Below are 16,504 nucleotides of genomic sequence, written 5' to 3'. Positions count from 1 at the left end.
TGCGTCAGTTCGACTTCATTCGCCCAGCAGCAGGGAGCAATGCCGCCCCCGGCCGTCGTCGTCGAGAAGATCGAGGTTCAGCAGGTAAGTAACCCCGCGCGGTTTACGGGCCGTGTCGAGTCGATCGATGCGGTGGATATCCGGGCGCGCGTCACCGGCTTCTTGCGTGCCGTGGCATTCACGGATGGGCAGGCCGTCAAGACCGGAGACACTCTGTTCGAGATCGAGCCGAATCAACTCGACGCCTCGGTCGCTTCGGCGCGGGCGCAGCTAGCGCGCGCGGAAGCGACGCGGAAATCCGCTGAGACGACCCTCGCGCGCAATCGCGACCTCTTCGCGCGCAACACCGTATCGCGGGCCGTCCTGGATGATGCCCAGGCCGCATTTGATGTCGCCGCCGCGGACGCGATGGTGGCCGAGGCGGCTTTGAACACTGCTGAACTCAACCTTTCCTATGCCCGCATCACGGCGCCGATCCCCGGCAGTATCGGCCGCGCTATGTTCACGGTCGGCAACCTGGTCGGGCCGGACTCCGGTTCGCTGGCGCGCATCGTCAGCCTCGATCCGATCCGCGTGGCCTTCGCCATGACCGAGGGCCTGCTTGTGACTGCGCGGCAAAAAGAGGCAAGCGGAGGCGGGTGGGATCCGCATGCATTCAAACTCTCGCTCAGTCTCGCGAATGGCACCGAATACGACGCGGCCGGCCGAATCGAGTTCGTCGAGAACGAGGTCGACCCGCAGACCGGAACAGTCACCGCTCGCGCGGTCTTTCCCAATCCTCATCACGTGCTGATCCCGGGGCAGTTCGTCACGCTCTCCATAGAGGAGAAGGAGGTATCCAAGCTGCCGGTGGTGCCGCAGGCGGCGGTGCTGCAGGATCGCGAGGGGCGCTTCGTCTATCTGCTCGGCCAGAACAACACCGTCTCGCAGCGGCGTATCGATACGGGCGCGCGTATCAGCAACGGCTGGGCGGTTACCGCAGGCCTCAACGGCGGCGAGCAGGTCGTCGTGCAGGGAATCCAGCGCCTCGCCGATGGCATGACGGTACAGCCGAGCGAAGGCCAGCCCTTGGGCGGTGGCCCATGATCTCCGATCTGTTCATCACCCGCACCCGGCTGGCGATCGTCATCTCCATCATCATTTCGATCGCCGGTGCGATCAGCATCTTTGCGTTGCCGGTGCAGCAGTATCCCCAGGTCACGCCGCCGACCGTGACCGTCTCGACCACCTATCCAGGCGCCAGCGCCGACGTGATCGCCGACGTGGTCGGCGGCCCGTTGGAAACGGCCATAAACGGCGTGGCCGACATGATGTACATGTCGTCGACGAGCTCGAATGCCGGGCAGTATTCGCTTTCCGTGACCTTCGAAGTGGGCGCCGACCCCGACATCGCGCAGGTGAACGTGCAGAATCGGGCGCAACTGGCGATTTCCCAGCTCCCGTCCGCCGTAACCCAGCAAGGCGTATCCGTGCGGTCACGCTCGCCCGATTTCGTGCTCGGCATCGCCTTTTATTCGCCGGGCGACAGGCTCGACGCGCTCGAGATCACCAATTTCGCCGCAACAACGCTCATCGATGCACTCTCGCGCGTCTCAGGCGTTGGCGAGGCCGCCGTCGTCGGCGCGTCGGAATACTCGATGCGCGTGTGGCTCGACCCGACACACATGGATGCGCTCGGCATCACCGCCGGCGACGTGGCAACTGCGATCCAGGGCCAGAATATCCAGGCTTCCCTCGGACAGGCCGGCGCGCCCCCGGCGCAAAAGGGCACGGAGCTGCAATATACTCTGGTCGCTGAGGGGCGTCTTATCAGCGCCGAGCAGTTCGGCGAGATAGTCGTGCGCACGGGTGAGGCGGGCGCGGCGCTGCGGCTCAGAGACATTGCGCGCATCGAACTCGGCGCACGAAGCTATTCATCGAGGGCATATTTCGGCGGGCACGAAGCGGCGATGCTGCAAATCAGCCAGGCACCCGGCGCCAATGCGATCCAGACGGCCAATGCAGTGCTCGCCGAGCTCGAACGCCTTTCGCCGAGATTCCCGGCAGGCCTCGAATACGAAGTCGTCTATGACGCCACCCGGTTCGTCAGGGCAAGCCTGTCGCTTATCGTCGAGATCCTCATCGAGGCTTTTCTGATCGTGCTCTTCGTCACATTCCTGTTCCTGCAGGACTGGCGCGCCACCCTGGTTTCGGCGCTGGCCATCCCTGTTTCGATGCTCGGCGCCATGGCCGTTCTGCTGGTCTTCGGGTACTCGATAAATACGATCTCGCTGCTCGCCCTGGTATTGGCGATCGGACTGGTCGTCGACGACGCGATCCTCGTCGTCGAGAACGTCAAACACGTCATGGACGACGATCCCGATATCGATGCGGCGAGCGCGACCCGCAAGGCGATGCGGCAGATCACAGGCCCGATCATGTCGACGACGCTGGTGCTGCTTGCCGTCGTAACGCCGACCGGATTCCTATCGGGCATAAACGGCCAGCTCTATCGCCAGTTTGCGGTCACATTGTCGGCCGCGCTGGTTCTCTCCTCCATAGTGGCCTTGACGCTCAGTCCGGCACTCAGCGCAATCCTGCTGAGACGCGGACAGGGCGGTTACCGGCGCGGACCGCTCGGCTGGTTTACACGCGGCGTGAACGCTGCGCGCGACGGGTACGGCCGTGCGGTCGCTTTCCTTGTGCGCCTTTGGATCATCCCCCTCGCCGCGCTTGCCGCCTGCTTCCTCGGCGCCTTCCTGCTGTTCACCGCCCTGCCCTCCACCTTTATCCCCGACGAGGATCAGGGCGCACTGTTCATGGACATCCAGCTTCCGGACGCCGCCTCGCTTGATCGAACGCGGGCGATCGTCAATGAGGTCGAGCATGCACTGTCGACCACGGCCGGGGTTCAAAACGTCATCTCCGTCGCCGGCTTCAGCATCTTGCAAGGCACCGCCTCCCCCAGTGGAGCGATGGTGATCGCGGCACTCGGTCCGTGGGATGAGCGCGAGACGCCGGAACTGCAGCTCTCCGCCATCCTTCAAAAGTTGCGGGCGCAATTCTCGATCGTGCCGGGAGCCAACATCGCGGTCTTTGCGCCACCGGCGATCTCCGGGATCGGCGCCGTCGGCGGTCTCGACCTGCGCCTGAAGGCGCTGCAGGGGCAGAGGCCCGAGGAGATCGCCCAGGTGGTGCGCGCATTCGTTTCCGAGATAAACCAGCAGCCGGAAGTCGGCGGTGCGGCGACGACCTTCAGCGCCGACGTGCCGCAGATATATGTTGACGTCGACCGGACCCGCGCCGAGGCCCTGGGGGTGAGTGTCGCCGACATCTATTCGACGATCGGCGCGAGCTTCGGTTCTCGCTACGTGAACGATTTCACACTCGAGGGGCGCGTCTTCCAGGTCAATCTCCAGGCCGACGCGAAGCATCGCGCGGATGCGGAGGACATCCTCAATCTCCATGTGCGCAGCCGCACGGGCGCGATGGTGCCGCTCAGAACGGTGGTGTCGACAACGACTGTTCTCGCGCCCTTCGTCATCTCCCGTTACAACCTGTCGGTGGCAGCCCAGATAAACGGGCAGGCCGCGCCCCGCGGCAGCTCGGGAGCAGCCATGGACGCGATCGAACGTGTAGCGGCACAGGAGTTACCGGCGGGCTACGGGTTCGAGTGGTCCGGCCTGTCGTTTCAGGAACGACGCAGTAGTGGACAGGAGCCGATCATCTTCGGGTTGGCGTTTCTGTTTGCTTACCTGCTGCTGGTCGCGCAATACGAAAGCTGGACGCTGCCGATTGCCGTCATCCTGTCGCTCGGCGCCGCCCTGGTCGGCGCGACCGGTGCGCTCATGCTTTTCGGGCAGCAGAACAGCCTCTATGCGCAGATTGCCATCGTGCTTTTGATCGGTCTCGCATCGAAGAACGCGATCCTGATCGTCGAATTCGCTAAGGAACGCCACGAGGAAGGACAATCTGTCGCCGAAGCCGCACGGCTCGGCGCCGAGCAGCGCTTCCGCGCGGTGATGATGACCGCGGTCTCCTTCATCTTCGGCATCGTGCCGCTCGCGGTCGCGACGGGCGCGGGAGCCGGCGCCGGTCAGTCAGTGGGCGTCACGATCCTGGGCGGCATGGTGGGGGCAACGACGATCGGTCTCTTCATCATCCCGACTTTGTTTGCCGTGATCGAGCGTGTTGCGGAACGGGTTTCCACGCGAACCGTGCGAACGTCGGAACCGCCCGCGACATAGCCGCGCCCTGGAACTGGCGCGGGACCCGCGCCGATGGAAAGAATTGAACCGAACCCGAGGAGGAAGACATGACCACCTACGATTCTGGAACGTCCACGACTCTGTCCGCACCGCCTACCTGGGTTCGTGTCCTGCTCGGGATCGTCCTGGTCCTCGGAGGCATATTCGTGTTGGGCGACGTGGCATTGGCGACGCTGGTCAGTACGCTGCTCATCGGCTTTACGGCGATCGCCGTTGGCGCATTCGAGATTATTCACGCCTTCTGGACGAAGGGTTGGGGCGGGTTCTTATGGCAGATCCTGCTCGGCGTTCTCTACATCATCTTCGGCTGGATGGTGGTGAGCCAACCCATCTCGGGGGCGTTGGTCCTTACCTTGGTCCTCGGGCTAGTGTTCCTGGCTTCGGGCATCGTGCGGGTCATTGTCGCTGTCAGGCATTGGAGCGGTGGTGGCTGGCTGATGCTCGTCTCAGGAATATTCGGCATCCTGGCAGGGCTAGCCATCATAGCGGGCTGGCCGGCGAGCAGTATTTGGGTGCTCGGGCTGCTGCTGGGGATCGACCTTGTTTTCCACGGGCTCGCATGGTTGACCCGCGCGTCGTCACCTTCGACGCAATCCGCATAAAAGAGAGGGCAGCGACCGTCGCCTACAGCGCGGCTTATCTCACCATAAACGTGATGATGCCGGCGTTGGCGATGTCGATGAAGAATGCCGATACCAGCGGCAGAATGATGAAGGCGATTGGCGCAGCGCCGTGGGTCTTCGTCACCGCGGCCATGTTGGCAATCGCGGTTGGGGTCGCACCGAGCGAGATACCGGTGAAGCCCGCCGAAATCACCGCGGCGTTGTAGCTGCGCCCCATGGCCGGGAAAACCACGAACAGAATGTAGGCGACCGCCGTGACCGTCTGCAGTGCCAGCACCACCAGAATCGACAATCCGAGGCCTCTGAGCGTCCAGAGCTGCAGGCTCATGAGCGACATCGCTAGAAAAATGTTCAGCGACAGATCGGATATCAGCGAAAGCGGCCGCGTCCTCGTTGGCCAGGGCAGCCGCGGCGCGACTAGCGGGACCGTGTTGGTCAACAGGATTGCAAAAAACATGCAGATGACAAAAAGCGGGAGCTTTATACCAAGCTCGACGACAAGTTCGTGCAGCAGGAAGCCGCCGATAACCGCGATGTTCATCACAAGCAGCGTTTGCAGCACCGACTGGTAGCTCACCTCGTCAGCGTGCCGATCGGCCTGTTCGTTGGAAACCCCGACGATCAACTCCTCATCCATTTTCCCGTGAAGCGCATTACGGGAGATGAGGTGACGCGCAATCGGCCCGCCCAGAATGCTCGCGATCACGAGCCCGAGTGTCGCACTGGCAATGCCGACTTCCATTGCATTGGCGAGCCCGAAGCGGCTGGAGATCGTGGGTGCCCAGGCAATGGTGGTGCCGTGCCCGCCGACAAGCGAAACCGAGCCGAGCAGGATCGAGAAGCCGGCAGGCAGGCCGAGCAACGCCGTGCCGCCGACAGCGACCACGCTCTGGATGACAAGGAATACGAGCGTCAACGCCAGAAGGACGAGAAACGGCCGCCCGCCGGCAATCAGGTCGGAGACCCGCGCGTTCAAGCCGACGCCGGTGAAAAAGTACAACAGCAGCAGATCACGCGCGCCGAGTGCAAAGCGTATTTCCGTGCCAAAGAATGCGTATGCCATCAACGTCACAAACGCGGAAATCAGCCCTCCGGTCACGGCCTCCGGAATGTTCCAATGGGAAAGGGCCGGAACCGACCTGTTCAGCCGGCTGCCGATGAAGAAAACCAGGATCGATAGGGTGAACGTCAGGAATGCGGGTACCTGCACTACCGGCATATTCTTCCCCCCATGTGGTCGCACTTCAAGGTTGCCTGCGGCGGTCAGATAATCGATTCCCACTAGGAATTTAGAGGAATACACGTTAACATTGCGGCCAGACAGCCTAGGCATGTTACAGAAGTGGTGTCAGAAGCGGATAATCGCTTCAAGTCATAGGCAAGTTCCACAAGTCCATCCGGCATCACGAGCGATACCAGATCTGATCGGTGTCCGAAAACCGGCACGGACGCCCCCTGCATCGGTCAACCCGGGAGTAGCGTGATGGCGACCAAAGCTGAGCAGAAGCTGTTCCTGTTCGCTCTGCCCGCGCCCAAGCTCCGTTCCATGGAGAGTGCAGGCGCCCCCACGCTCCCGCGGACCTTCAGCATCGCGACAGCGCCGTTTGGTGTCATCATCCCCCGACGCATTGCCGGATCTTGCAGAGATTGGCCACCCTCACAAAGGAGCATGCCATGACTCGAAGGATAGTACTCCCGCTCGCACTTGCAACTGTGGCCGCCTTTGCCGCAGGCTGCGCCACCGAACAGAACCAGCGCGGCTTGGGTGGAGCTCTGATCGGCGCTGGAACCGGCGCGGTCGCGGGCCAAGTGATTGGTGGAAACACAACGAGCACGGTCGCCGGTGCGGCCGGCGGAGCTCTTGTGGGGGCTGCGGTCGGGACTGCGACGACCCCGTCCTACAATCGTGGCAACTGCAGATACAGGCAACCGGACGGCACGATCATCATCGCGCGGTGCCGGTAAGACCGTCCTGCCTCGCGCTCGCTGCAATCTCATATCCGGGATGACGGGCGGATTGCCGTTCAGTGCCTCCAGGGACCGACGAGGCGCCCTCTGCATCACCGCGCGTCCAATCGGACGCGCCAAGATCGCTGTAGCACTTTGAATTGCTGCTTGGCTTTGTCCCTAAATCGCTTCCGATTTAAGCAATAATGCAGTGGCGTATTCGAACACTCTTGCCGTCTCCGCTGATCGGAGCATCACAGTGGGAACGAGCAGCGGGAGCCACGAGGAAGCGATGGCATCTTACGAGACCATGCCGAGCAATGCAGGCGGCGCCCCGGGAAGCCCCCCGACTTCGGTTCGCGTGGTGCTGGGCGGCGTCATGCTGCTGGCGGGATTGGTCGTCCTGGCGGATGTGGCATTTGCGCCGATCGTTACCCCGGCGTTCATCGGAACCGCTGCCATCCTGGTCGGTATATTCGAAATCGTCCACGCCTTCGTGACGAGACAATGGGGTGCCCTGTCGTGGCAGACACTGCTCGGATTTCTTTATATCGCTCTTGGCTTGGCACTTGCCGACGTCGCCGGATCGAGCGTGATACAGGTTCTGGCATCCTTCGTAACCCGGTCTGCACGCACACACGAGCTGTTTCAAACCTACGCGATCGGCCTGCTGTTCATCTTCTCCGGCATCGTCAGAATGCTGCTCAGTATAAGCCACTGGCGTGAGGCAGGATGGACCATGATGCTGTCGGGAGTCTTCGGCGCCGGCGCGGGGTTGGTCATCCTGGCCGGGTTTCCAAAGATGGCTCTTTGGGTCCTTGCGCTCTTGCTCGGGACCGATTTCCTGGCGCATGGCGTGGCGTGGCTGAGATTTGCATATTTCCCTCGGCCGGACAGAGGTGAAGACAACGCGGCACCACCGCCGGCATAACCTGATTGCCGCGATGGTCACTCAGTTGGGTTCTCATAAATGGTGCCTTCGTCAGCTCACAAATCTTCGAACCAGGCGAGCCCCGCCCCTGTTTGCGCAGCTGAGGCACTGACTTTCCGCCGGAGTTCCGTATCCAACCCTCGCCCGAGGGTTATTGCTACTGCGATGGATTCTCAGAACGGCGGGACTGCCTCCTCTCCTATTCCCCGGCTCCCGGCCTCGATACCTTCCGCTCGTCGGATAGACATGCGGCTCCGATCTTGATCGGCTTCCTCGGATGCCCCGCGCTTCGATAAATCGCCAGATCGGGAGATCGTTTCGTCTGCAGCAGGCCTTCGACAAGGATTTCCGGCCTGCATAATGTCCTTGTCGCGCTTGAGCCACCCTATGCGTACGTAGGGGACGCACGATCAGCTTGTGAACAGCGTAGCGCACTGGACGGGGACCAGCACCGTGACAACCGGCTCCATACAGAAATACCGTTCTGACGGACTCACGGATCAGGAAATCCATGAACCGCAGCGGCTGTGCGCTTGCCCCACCAAGGGCGGGCATGTCTGCTGGCTTATCCAGGGACTCGTCCCTGCCGCGATTCGTGGTCAGGAATTCGACGCGGCGCCTTCACCGTTGGGGCTAATGATCCTGAATAAGGTGAGCGCCATCGATAGTGATGGCTTTCGAGTCGCTGAAGGCGGGAAACTGGCGTGAGGACATGGGCATCTGCAACGGCGCTCGTCCGGAGGCACGCATTGCAACAGCTGCAATCAATGATTAAAATGCAATCAATGATTAACGGAGGCTCCCATGGCCAGCATGACGATCCGCAATCTCGACGATAGCCTCAAGCAGCGGCTCAGGCTGCGCGCCGCCGCGCACGGTCGCTCAATGGAGGACGAGGCCCGCGACATCCTGCGCGTTGCGCTGTCGACGAGTGAACGGCAACCGGGTAATCTCGCCGCCGCCATTCGCGCCCGCATCGCGCCGACCGGCGGCATCACGCTCGAAACACCCCCACGCGAGGCGATCCGTGAAGCGCCGGACTTCTCCGCGTGATCATCCTCGACACCAACGTGCTGTCGGAATTGCTGACGCCGTCGCCGTCCGCTGCTGTCGAGGCGTGGCTCGCCGACCAGCCGCCGACGTCGGTGTTCACCACGACCGTCACCGAAGCCGAGATCCTTTGCGGACTGCGGCTTCTATCGGATGGACGCCGCCGGCGCAACCTCGAGGGGGCGATCGTTCCGATCTTTCGCGAGGATCTTGCCGGGCGCATTTTGCCATTCGACAGCGAGGCTGCAGACGCCTATGCCACGCTGGCCGTGGAGCGGCGCACGGCCGGCCGCCCTATCAGCCAGTTCGACGCACAGATTGCCGCGATCGCCCGTTCTCGCGGCGCGGCGTTGGCAACGCGCAATGTCGCGGATTTCGAAGGCACCGGCATTGCCATCATCAATCCCTGGAACCACCAGCTCCCGTGATTTCGGGACGCCGATCGAAGGGAGCACGTTGCCGGTAGGCTCACAGTCGGGAGAAGCCGGACTCAACAGTTCGACGTTGAAATGATCGAGGACCGGCTCCATGTCGGATTTCTCGATCGCAGCGATTTCATCGTCGCTCAATGTCACGGTTGCTTCTACGCAACGGTCACGCTTAGCCTGCCAGCGACGGTCGTTCCACGTCATTGCAATACTCCCTTTCGCGGAATACACGGGATATCCGTAGTTTTCTCAAATCCGCCGGAAAACGTCGGAGTCAATCGTGGGCAATCGTAAGTCACCGGGTGCCAACAGCCAAGCCGTCCTCCGCCGCGCCGACGAACTCGACGCGCTTGACGAGATCCTTCCATTCGACCGGCGCGACCAGCTGGCCGGCCGTCTCACAGATGACGATGTCGAAACCTTGAAACATCTCGCCGCCGAAGGCATGGGAGAAACCACGCTCCGAGCGCTCGCCTCGGATCTCGGATATCTCGAGGCTTGGCGCCGGCTGGCGACGAGAGCCTCCCTCCCCTGGCCGGCGCCGGAATCGCTGCTGCTGAAATTTGTCGCCCATCACCTCTGGGATCCAGTGAAACGCCGCGAGGATCCGGCCCACGGTATGCCGGCGGAGGTCGAGGCCGGATTGGGGGCCGAACGCCTGCTCCGGGTCGACGGCCCGCACGCGCTCGGCACGGTGCGGCGGCGACTGACCACCTGGTCGATCCTCACCCGCTGGCGGGGCTTGCCGGCGCATTCGCCGCGCCATCGCTGAAAAGCGCGCTGAGGCTGGCTGTCAAGGCGAGCAATCGTCCGCGCCAGAGGAAGAGCAGACAAGCGGTGACCAGTGATGTTCTCGTCCAATTGCTCGCCACATGTGCCAGCGAACGGCTGGTCGATCGGCGTGACCGCGCGCTTCTCCTGACCGCCTTCGCCTCCGGCGGCCGTCGCCGCTCCGAAGAGGCGGGATTGCGCGTCGGGGATCTCGTCGACGAGGAACCGGTGCGGGCCGATCCGGCCGACAAGAACTCCCCTTCCCTGCCCTGCCTGTCGATTCGCCTCGGCGCACGAAAACGACGACCAGCGACGACGACGAACATGTGCTTTTGATCGGCCGGCCGGTGACCGTATTGAAGCGCTGGCTGGCCGAAGCTGGGATTAAGGAGGGGCCGGTGTTCCGACGCATCGACCAGTGGGGCAACCTCGATCGTCGGGCGCTGACGCCGCAGTCGGTCAACCTGATCCTAAAAGCCCGCTGCAAACAGGTCGGGCTCGACCCGGCGCTGTTTTCGGCGCATGGGTTGAGATCCGGCTATTTTGACCGAGGCGGCAAACCGCGACATTCCGCTGCCGGAGGCGATGCAGCAAGCACTGCACAAGTCGGTGGCGCAGGCGGCGCGCCACTACAACAATGCTGAACGCAAAGGCCGGGCGGCGCGGCTGATCATTTAACCAGCCTATTGGCCCTCAGGCCGTTTGCGCTTGTTGCCGCCCGGCGTTTCGGAAGCGGCCGTCTTTTTCACCGGCTCGTGCTGTCCGATTGTGCTCTTGCCACCAGTTTCGGCGTCATTTTCGCCTTGGGCTTAACGGCTTCAACAGAAACGGCCGGTGCTGTGCCCTCATCCATCTTTGTGGACTGAAAATCTTGCGTAGCCTCAAGCCAATGCTTCAGGCCGTCTCGCTCCGGTCATCCTGCGCTCTCCCCACAGCTCATAGGCGCTTTTTCTGATCAGCTCTTCGTTGTCCGTTTTCATGGCAACCGCTCCTTATCAGCTATGGTGGAAATGATGGTGGGCGGCGGTGAAGCCTGCCTTCGCCTCGAACAAAAACTCCAGGTCCGAGGCTGCATACACGCAACCGACCTCGCTCCTTGCGCGACCGTGAGGACGCACAAACGCTTCAGCCGAATGAGAACCGGTTGCGCCGCGCCAGTTACCTCCAGGACAGCTGATCTTTGGGCAGCCGGCCGCTAGGGTCGTTCACGATTATCCGATGCGGGAGGTCCGGTCCCCACATCCATAGGACAAGGTTTCGATCGTCCTCCTTAGCGCCCGGCGCAAAGCTAGGCGCCAGAATGCCGACGGTGCCACGCGAGCTCAGCCGATCATAAATCGCCCAGGAGGCGGGCCGCCTCCCTTCCGCAAGAGCTGTGGCCCAGCTGCAAGCCATCTCCTCCATCGAGACGGAAAATGCACTCCTTCCCTCCTCCGTGGTCAGGTCGGCCACATCCTCGCAATCGATATCGTAGGAGCAGAGCACGCAGGGATCGATGCGATGCGCAAAGCCCTGATTGGCTTCCTTGACCGCCGTCATGATGCTGAGCGCGAGGTAGAGCGCCGGCACACCTTTCGGATTGAAGCGTGCGCCCCTGATGGCGGCGCCATCTCCCGAGGTCGGTTTGAATGCCCAGCGTGGATCATGTGCTCGGTAGCAGGTCTCAACGAACCTCAAGCAAAGCCCCCAAGGGCCATATGATCGAGGTAATCTCTGACAGCTGCCGCCTTGCCATCCTTCACCAGCGCCTCTGCCGTGCGGCCGCCAAAAGCCGGGAGTGGCTGGGCGCGATACCATGCCATGGCCTGCTCCTTGCCCCCGGCCCAATCAGTGACCCGGCTGATGATTTCGAGCATCTCGCGAAGACGGTTCTGCGTCCTTGTTCCGCGGCTGCGCTCCAGGCGGTAAAGCGTTTCGCGGGCGAGACCGGCCGTTTCGGCCAGCTGCGTTTTCGACATGCCAAAGCCGTCTGCGACCTGCTGAACAGCAATCTTTCCGCCCTTGTCCATGTAGGACAGGATCAGCGGTCCGCCATCGTTGTGGATCTTTTGAGCCTGAACCATGTTCCGCCATATCCATAAACACATTTATTGTACAAAATATATGGCGAAGCTGCTACCTCGGCAAGCCCTCCGCCATTCGATTACTTCCCGGCAAACTCGCGATTAAACGGTCGAATGAGTTCAGGTCATAGCGATGGGCTATTGGCCTGGCCTAGCGGACGCTACGTCCGACCAGTCGAGCACGCCCGGCACCTTCCAGATCGTGTCGCCGGTTCCGATGCCGGCGATGCTCATCACGGCCGCTCCCCGATCCCTTCAAACCGGCCGATTCAGTGCCGCAACGCATTCGTCGTGGAAGGGCATGAGGGCGCAACCGGATCTTTATCCCAGATGTGCCCGTATTCGGGTCCGGTCACTGCCCGCAACTCGACGCGGCCGTCATCCATCTCCAGTGTTTTGACCAGTTCGGCATTGTGGTTCAGGAGCCCGTGCTGAAGATTGATCGCGGCCAGCGGTGCCTGCAGTTACCGCATATAGCTCGCGGGCGCACCGACGAGGCTGCAAAGCTGGCCATAGCTCCAATGCGTCGGTGCCATCGGCTCACGCCCGCAAGGAACGAGCAAGGTAAGGCGCTCGGCATTGTCACGGGTGGCTTCCACTCGGATCTCGGCACTTTCAACGGTTCGAACACGGGCGCGATTGGTTCTGGCGCTGACCGCGCGATGAAGATCGGTGAGCGACAGGTAGCGCTCATCGTCGGGGCGCGAGAACCATTCGGACGAGATGTGGCCGATGCGTTCACCGCGGAAATATCGACCTTGAAGCCGGACGACACCGGCCGCGGGCTGGAAATCATGGTGTTGATGCTCAAATCTCCTGAGAAGCCCGGCTGATCGCTTGCGCGACAACCGGGCTGGTGGGGTGGAAGATGGCTCGCCGCCGCAGCCTCTGTCCGACGCGGCAAGCACGCGGGACTCTCAGGCGCGCCACTCGAGAGTGGCGCGTATTGGCTTCTCAATCGATCGCCTGGAACATCTCGGCAGCTTCCGGACGGTCCACCGCTGCCCCGGCGCTGTAGCGAACCTGTACCGCGTGCTCGAGCCCGCGCGGGCGCTCGACTGACATAACGGGGATATCCGATAGAGGACCAAAGTTGCGGTGAGGCTCCCGCGGGTATGAACTTGCCGTAGTAGAAGCCGTAAAGGCTCAGCCAAGGGCGTGGCTTGCCAGGCCGTAGAGGTTTGACCCTGGCACCACGTCCGCGCGGCCTTTGCCCCGACGGGACATTGCGAGCACCGTGTCGAAGACGGTCAGGCCGGATTGTGAGAGGAACGTGGCGAAAGTGCCGGTCTCGACCGGTGTGTCGAGCCTCAGAAACTGATTTTCGTGGGCGGCGACATGCTGCCGGATAACTGCGATGGCGTCCGCATCAGTTTCTGCCACGACCGGGCCAATGACATGACCCCTTCCAAAAGGACGGCAAAGCGCGAAAGCGTACAGCCGACCGCCCCGAAACAACCCGTAACCTATGGATTGTGCGAAGAGCTTGCCGATCAGCGCCGCCCTCGAAACGCCGAATGCCCCTGCATCCAGCTCGACGACGGCGACAAGGTCCTCCCCTTCCAGTCGCCGAACCACCGGCTGCTCCGATGGCGTGATCACGTCGATCGGGTGGCGGGCGATGCCCTGGCATTGGTATATGGTCCGCACGGGTTGGAAACCGAGCGAATGATAAAGACGGCGGGCGGCCCTCGTCGCATTGAGCCTGAGATCGCGTCCCTGGCAATCCGAAAGCACGTGGTCCATCAGCCATCGCCCGGCGCCGTTTGTCTGCAGCCGCGGTGAAGTAATAACCATGCCTATGGTCGCGAAATCGTCACCGTGCGGGAACCACATGGCCGAACCTGTGAGCCTGCCAATTTCATCACGCGCGACATAGCCGTGGCCGCACTCGCGCAGGAACTGCAAATCCTCGGAACGGAGGGGCCACCCCACGGAAACGGACAAGGCGTGCAACTGTTCGAGATCGGCGCTCTCGATTCCGGCCACGTGCATTTTGAAACTGTCGATCACTTTAGATTCGGCTGCCGGTGCGTTCACTCCGTGCCTCCCGCCATTGTTTTCGTTTTCGTTTCGTCTTGGCCGATGCAGTTCCAGCCAGGCCGCGGCGAAAGCTTTTCTTGTTCACATTAGGACCTGACGCTCGATACGATTCGCTTGAGAGCGCATCGCGCGCGCAACAATCCTCCGAATTCGACGCGCTTTCAGCATGTAAATCGTTCACAGGCTTCTAAGGTACCTATCGAAAGCGTGCCGCCGTTCGCTTGCCTGTGACCTCATGCGGTGACGCATCGAAATCAAACCTTTCGTTGTGAATGCATGGTCGATGGCATCGATCTCGGAAAGCCGGGCATGTTGTGAGGGCACCGATGCAAGCAACGGAAATCCTGGAGAAACTCGTCGGCTTTCGCTCCGTCGTGGGGCTACCCAACGACGACATCGTGGCCTGGATCCGCGGCTATTTGGAAAACCACGGCATCGCAGTGGATGTCCTTCCCGGTCCGGAGGGCGATCGGTCCAACATCTTCGCCACTATCGGGCCAAAAGAGGCGCGTGGCTATATTCTCTCCGGCCATATGGACGTCGTTCCGGCGGCCGAAGCCGGCTGGACGAGCGATCCCTTCTGCCTGCGCGCCGATGCGGGCCGGCTCCATGGGCGCGGCGCCACCGACATGAAGGGCTTCCTCGCCGCCGTTCTCGCCGCCGTTCCCAGGCTCGCGGCCAGGCCGCTTCGCCGGCCGCTGCACCTCGCCTTCTCCTACGACGAGGAGGCGGGCTGCCGCGGCGTGCCGCATATGATCGCGCGCTTGCCGGAACTCTGCGCGAGGCCGCTCGGTGCGATCGTCGGCGAGCCGAGCGGCTTGCGCGCGATCCGCGCCCACAAGGGCAAGGCTGCCGCCAGACTGACCGTCAAAGGTCGTTCCGGCCATTCTTCGCGTCCCGACCAGGGGCTGAATGCCGTTCATGCTATCACAGGTGTCCTTGCCTGCGCGGTCGCAGAAGCCGACCGCTTGGCTCGCGGTCCCTTCGACCACGTGTTCGAGCCGCCCTACTCTTCCCTGCAGATCGGCACGGTGAAGGGCGGCCAGGCGGTCAACATCATTCCGGAGACTTCCGAGGCCGAGTTCGAGGCACGGGCGATTTCCGGCATCGATCCGGCGGAACTGCTCGCGCCGGTGCGAGAGGCCGCCGAGGCGCTGTCGAAACGAGGCTTCGAAGTGGAATGGCAGGAGCTAAGCTCCTATCCGGCGCTTTCGCTCGGTCCCGATGCACCGCTCGCGTGGCTGCTTGAAGCATTGACGGGCCTCGAGTCTCTCCCGGCCGTCAGCTACGGCACCGAAGCCGGACTTTTCCAAAGGGCCGGCATCGACGCGATCATCTGCGGCCCCGGCGAGATCGGCCGCGCCCACAAGCCCGACGAATTCATTCACGTCGATGAGCTCCTGACCTGTCAGGCGATGATCGAGCGGATCGGCGAAAATTGCCGCGCCTGAGGCTTCGAGAAGGAGACGCGCGATGACCTTCCTCTTCAATTCCGACGCTAAACGTGGCGCAATCTTCGCCAAGGCGTTTTCGCGTGAACTGCCGGACATTCCTTTCGCCACGGATCCGGCGGCGGTCGATCCGGAAGCGGTACGCTACCTGATCACGTGGACAGTTCCCGAAGATCTCTCGCGCTACAGCAGTCTTGAAATCCTCTTCTCGATCGGCGCCGGCGTCGACCAGTTCCGCATCGATGCAGTGCCGCCGCATGTGCAGGTGGTGCGCATGGTCGAGGATGGCATCATCCGGATGATGCAGGAATATGTGGCGCTCGCCGTGCTCGCGCTACACCGCAACCTGCCAGCCTATCTCGAGCGGCAGCGAGGCGAGAATTGGCAGGCCATTGCGCCGGTCCAGGCGGCCGAACGCCGCGTCGGCGTGCTCGGCCTCGGCATGCTCGGAACTGCGGTACTCGATCGGCTGATGCCTTTCGGCTTTCCGCTCTCCGGCTGGAGCCGCAGCCCACACGAAATCGAAGGCGTGAGATGCCTGAACGGCCGGAACGGTCTTGATGCGCTTCTGGGCTCGACCGACATTCTCATCTGCCTGCTGCCACTCACCGACGAGACGCGTGGCCTGCTAAATGCCCAACTTTTCGCCAAGCTCCCGGCCGGTGCGGCACTCGTCCATGTCGGGCGCGGACCGCAACTCGACGATCAGGCACTCCTCCAGGCGCTCGACAGCGGCCACCTCTCCGGGGCCGTGATCGATGTCACCGACCCCGAACCGCTGCCGGCGGGTCATCCCTTCTGGGGCCACCCGAAGATCCTGCTGACGCCACACATCGCGAGCGTCACCCAGCCGGAAAGTGCCGCGAAGGCCGTGATTGAGAACATCAAACGGCATCGGTCGGGTCTCGAGCCGTTCGGGCTGGTCAACCGCGGTCGCGGCTACTGAAGCG

General features: G+C 62.5%; 15 protein-coding genes and 2 pseudogenes. 11 read left to right on the top strand and 6 right to left on the bottom strand.

Annotated features, from left to right (window positions below; translation table 11 throughout):
- Positions 1-39 precede the first annotated feature (39 nt).
- The 3 genes from QA637_RS21105 to QA637_RS21095 all read left to right on the top strand — a co-directional run bounded on the left by QA637_RS21105 (position 40) and on the right by QA637_RS21095 (position 4,849).
- A complete protein-coding gene (locus QA637_RS21105; protein ID WP_283066696.1) occupies positions 40-1,086 on the top strand; it encodes an efflux RND transporter periplasmic adaptor subunit in 1,047 nt (348 codons plus the stop codon).
- Entirely contained in the window at positions 1,083-4,226 is a 3,144-nt protein-coding gene (locus QA637_RS21100) for an efflux RND transporter permease subunit (RefSeq protein ID WP_283066695.1), read from the top strand. The genes QA637_RS21105 and QA637_RS21100 overlap by 4 nt, the downstream gene beginning before the upstream one ends.
- A gap of 68 nt (positions 4,227-4,294) precedes the next feature.
- Positions 4,295-4,849: an HdeD family acid-resistance protein gene (locus QA637_RS21095; protein WP_283066694.1), complete on the top strand. Its 555-nt coding sequence runs from the start codon at positions 4,295-4,297 to the stop codon at positions 4,847-4,849.
- Between the two features lie 34 nt (positions 4,850-4,883).
- Here the strand turns inward: QA637_RS21095 and gltS are convergent, their stop codons facing one another.
- Positions 4,884-6,089, bottom strand: coding sequence for a sodium/glutamate symporter (gene gltS / locus QA637_RS21090; RefSeq protein ID WP_153439811.1), 1,206 nt, complete (start codon positions 6,087-6,089; stop codon positions 4,884-4,886).
- Positions 6,090-6,544: 455 nt separating this feature from the next.
- Here gltS and QA637_RS21085 point away from each other — a divergent pair, with 455 nt between their 5' ends.
- Both QA637_RS21085 and QA637_RS21080 read left to right on the top strand, forming a co-directional pair.
- Positions 6,545-6,835 (top strand): YMGG-like glycine zipper-containing protein, encoded by a 291-nt coding sequence (locus QA637_RS21085; protein ID WP_153439812.1) that lies wholly within the window; start codon positions 6,545-6,547, stop codon positions 6,833-6,835.
- Between the two features lie 274 nt (positions 6,836-7,109).
- Positions 7,110-7,748 (top strand): HdeD family acid-resistance protein, encoded by a 639-nt coding sequence (locus tag QA637_RS21080; protein ID WP_283066693.1) that lies wholly within the window; start codon positions 7,110-7,112, stop codon positions 7,746-7,748.
- 51 nt (positions 7,749-7,799) lie between these two features.
- Here QA637_RS21080 and QA637_RS31025 read toward each other — a convergent pair whose 3' ends face one another.
- Complete coding sequence (locus QA637_RS31025) at positions 7,800-8,303, bottom strand: GSU2403 family nucleotidyltransferase fold protein (protein ID WP_428843158.1); 504 nt, start codon at positions 8,301-8,303, stop codon at positions 7,800-7,802.
- Between QA637_RS31025 and QA637_RS31020 the strand changes: the two genes are divergently transcribed.
- The 4 genes and pseudogenes from QA637_RS31020 (at position 8,202) to QA637_RS21060 (ending at position 10,675) form a co-directional block, all read left to right on the top strand.
- Positions 8,202-8,456 (top strand): hypothetical protein, encoded by a 255-nt coding sequence (locus QA637_RS31020; protein ID WP_428843184.1) that lies wholly within the window; start codon positions 8,202-8,204, stop codon positions 8,454-8,456. The two genes, QA637_RS31025 and QA637_RS31020, sit on opposite strands and share 102 nt — an antisense overlap.
- A gap of 96 nt (positions 8,457-8,552) precedes the next feature.
- Positions 8,553-8,801 carry a FitA-like ribbon-helix-helix domain-containing protein gene (locus tag QA637_RS21070; protein ID WP_081161415.1) on the top strand — a complete coding sequence of 83 codons (249 nt, stop codon included), beginning with the start codon at positions 8,553-8,555 and terminating at the stop codon, positions 8,799-8,801.
- Positions 8,798-9,226 carry a type II toxin-antitoxin system VapC family toxin gene (locus tag QA637_RS21065; protein WP_283066690.1) on the top strand — a complete coding sequence of 143 codons (429 nt, stop codon included), beginning with the start codon at positions 8,798-8,800 and terminating at the stop codon, positions 9,224-9,226. The genes QA637_RS21070 and QA637_RS21065 overlap by 4 nt, the downstream gene beginning before the upstream one ends.
- Positions 9,227-9,506: 280 nt before the next feature.
- Positions 9,507-10,675 (top strand): annotated as a pseudogene (locus QA637_RS21060) (tyrosine-type recombinase/integrase).
- A 480-nt stretch (positions 10,676-11,155) separates the two neighbouring features.
- Here the strand turns inward: QA637_RS21060 and QA637_RS21055 are convergent.
- From QA637_RS21055 to QA637_RS21040, 4 genes and pseudogenes are all read right to left on the bottom strand, one after another.
- Positions 11,156-11,674, bottom strand: a complete 519-nt coding sequence (locus QA637_RS21055; protein WP_283066688.1) for an RES family NAD+ phosphorylase — start codon at positions 11,672-11,674, stop codon at positions 11,156-11,158.
- On the bottom strand, positions 11,671-12,060 hold the full coding sequence (locus QA637_RS21050) for an antitoxin Xre/MbcA/ParS toxin-binding domain-containing protein (RefSeq protein ID WP_283066686.1): 390 nt from the start codon (positions 12,058-12,060) through the stop codon (positions 11,671-11,673). The genes QA637_RS21055 and QA637_RS21050 overlap by 4 nt, the downstream gene beginning before the upstream one ends.
- 168 nt (positions 12,061-12,228) lie before the next feature.
- Positions 12,229-12,865 (bottom strand): annotated as a pseudogene (locus tag QA637_RS21045) (hypothetical protein); the annotation flags it as partial.
- A 341-nt stretch (positions 12,866-13,206) separates the two neighbouring features.
- Positions 13,207-14,100, bottom strand: coding sequence for a GNAT family N-acetyltransferase (locus tag QA637_RS21040; RefSeq protein ID WP_283066684.1), 894 nt, complete (start codon positions 14,098-14,100; stop codon positions 13,207-13,209).
- 329 nt (positions 14,101-14,429) lie between these two features.
- Here QA637_RS21040 and argE point away from each other — a divergent pair, with 329 nt between their 5' ends.
- A complete protein-coding gene (argE, locus tag QA637_RS21035) occupies positions 14,430-15,554 on the top strand; it encodes an acetylornithine deacetylase (protein WP_283066683.1) in 1,125 nt (374 codons plus the stop codon).
- Between the two features lie 22 nt (positions 15,555-15,576).
- Entirely contained in the window at positions 15,577-16,500 is a 924-nt protein-coding gene (locus QA637_RS21030) for a 2-hydroxyacid dehydrogenase (protein ID WP_283066681.1), read from the top strand.
- The last annotated feature ends 4 nt before the right edge of the window (positions 16,501-16,504 follow it).

Origin of the sequence: Sinorhizobium terangae (genome assembly GCF_029714365.1) — a bacterium.
GTDB classification, from domain to species: domain Bacteria; phylum Pseudomonadota; class Alphaproteobacteria; order Rhizobiales; family Rhizobiaceae; genus Sinorhizobium; species Sinorhizobium terangae.
This window is presented reverse-complemented; position numbering and strand designations above follow the sequence as displayed.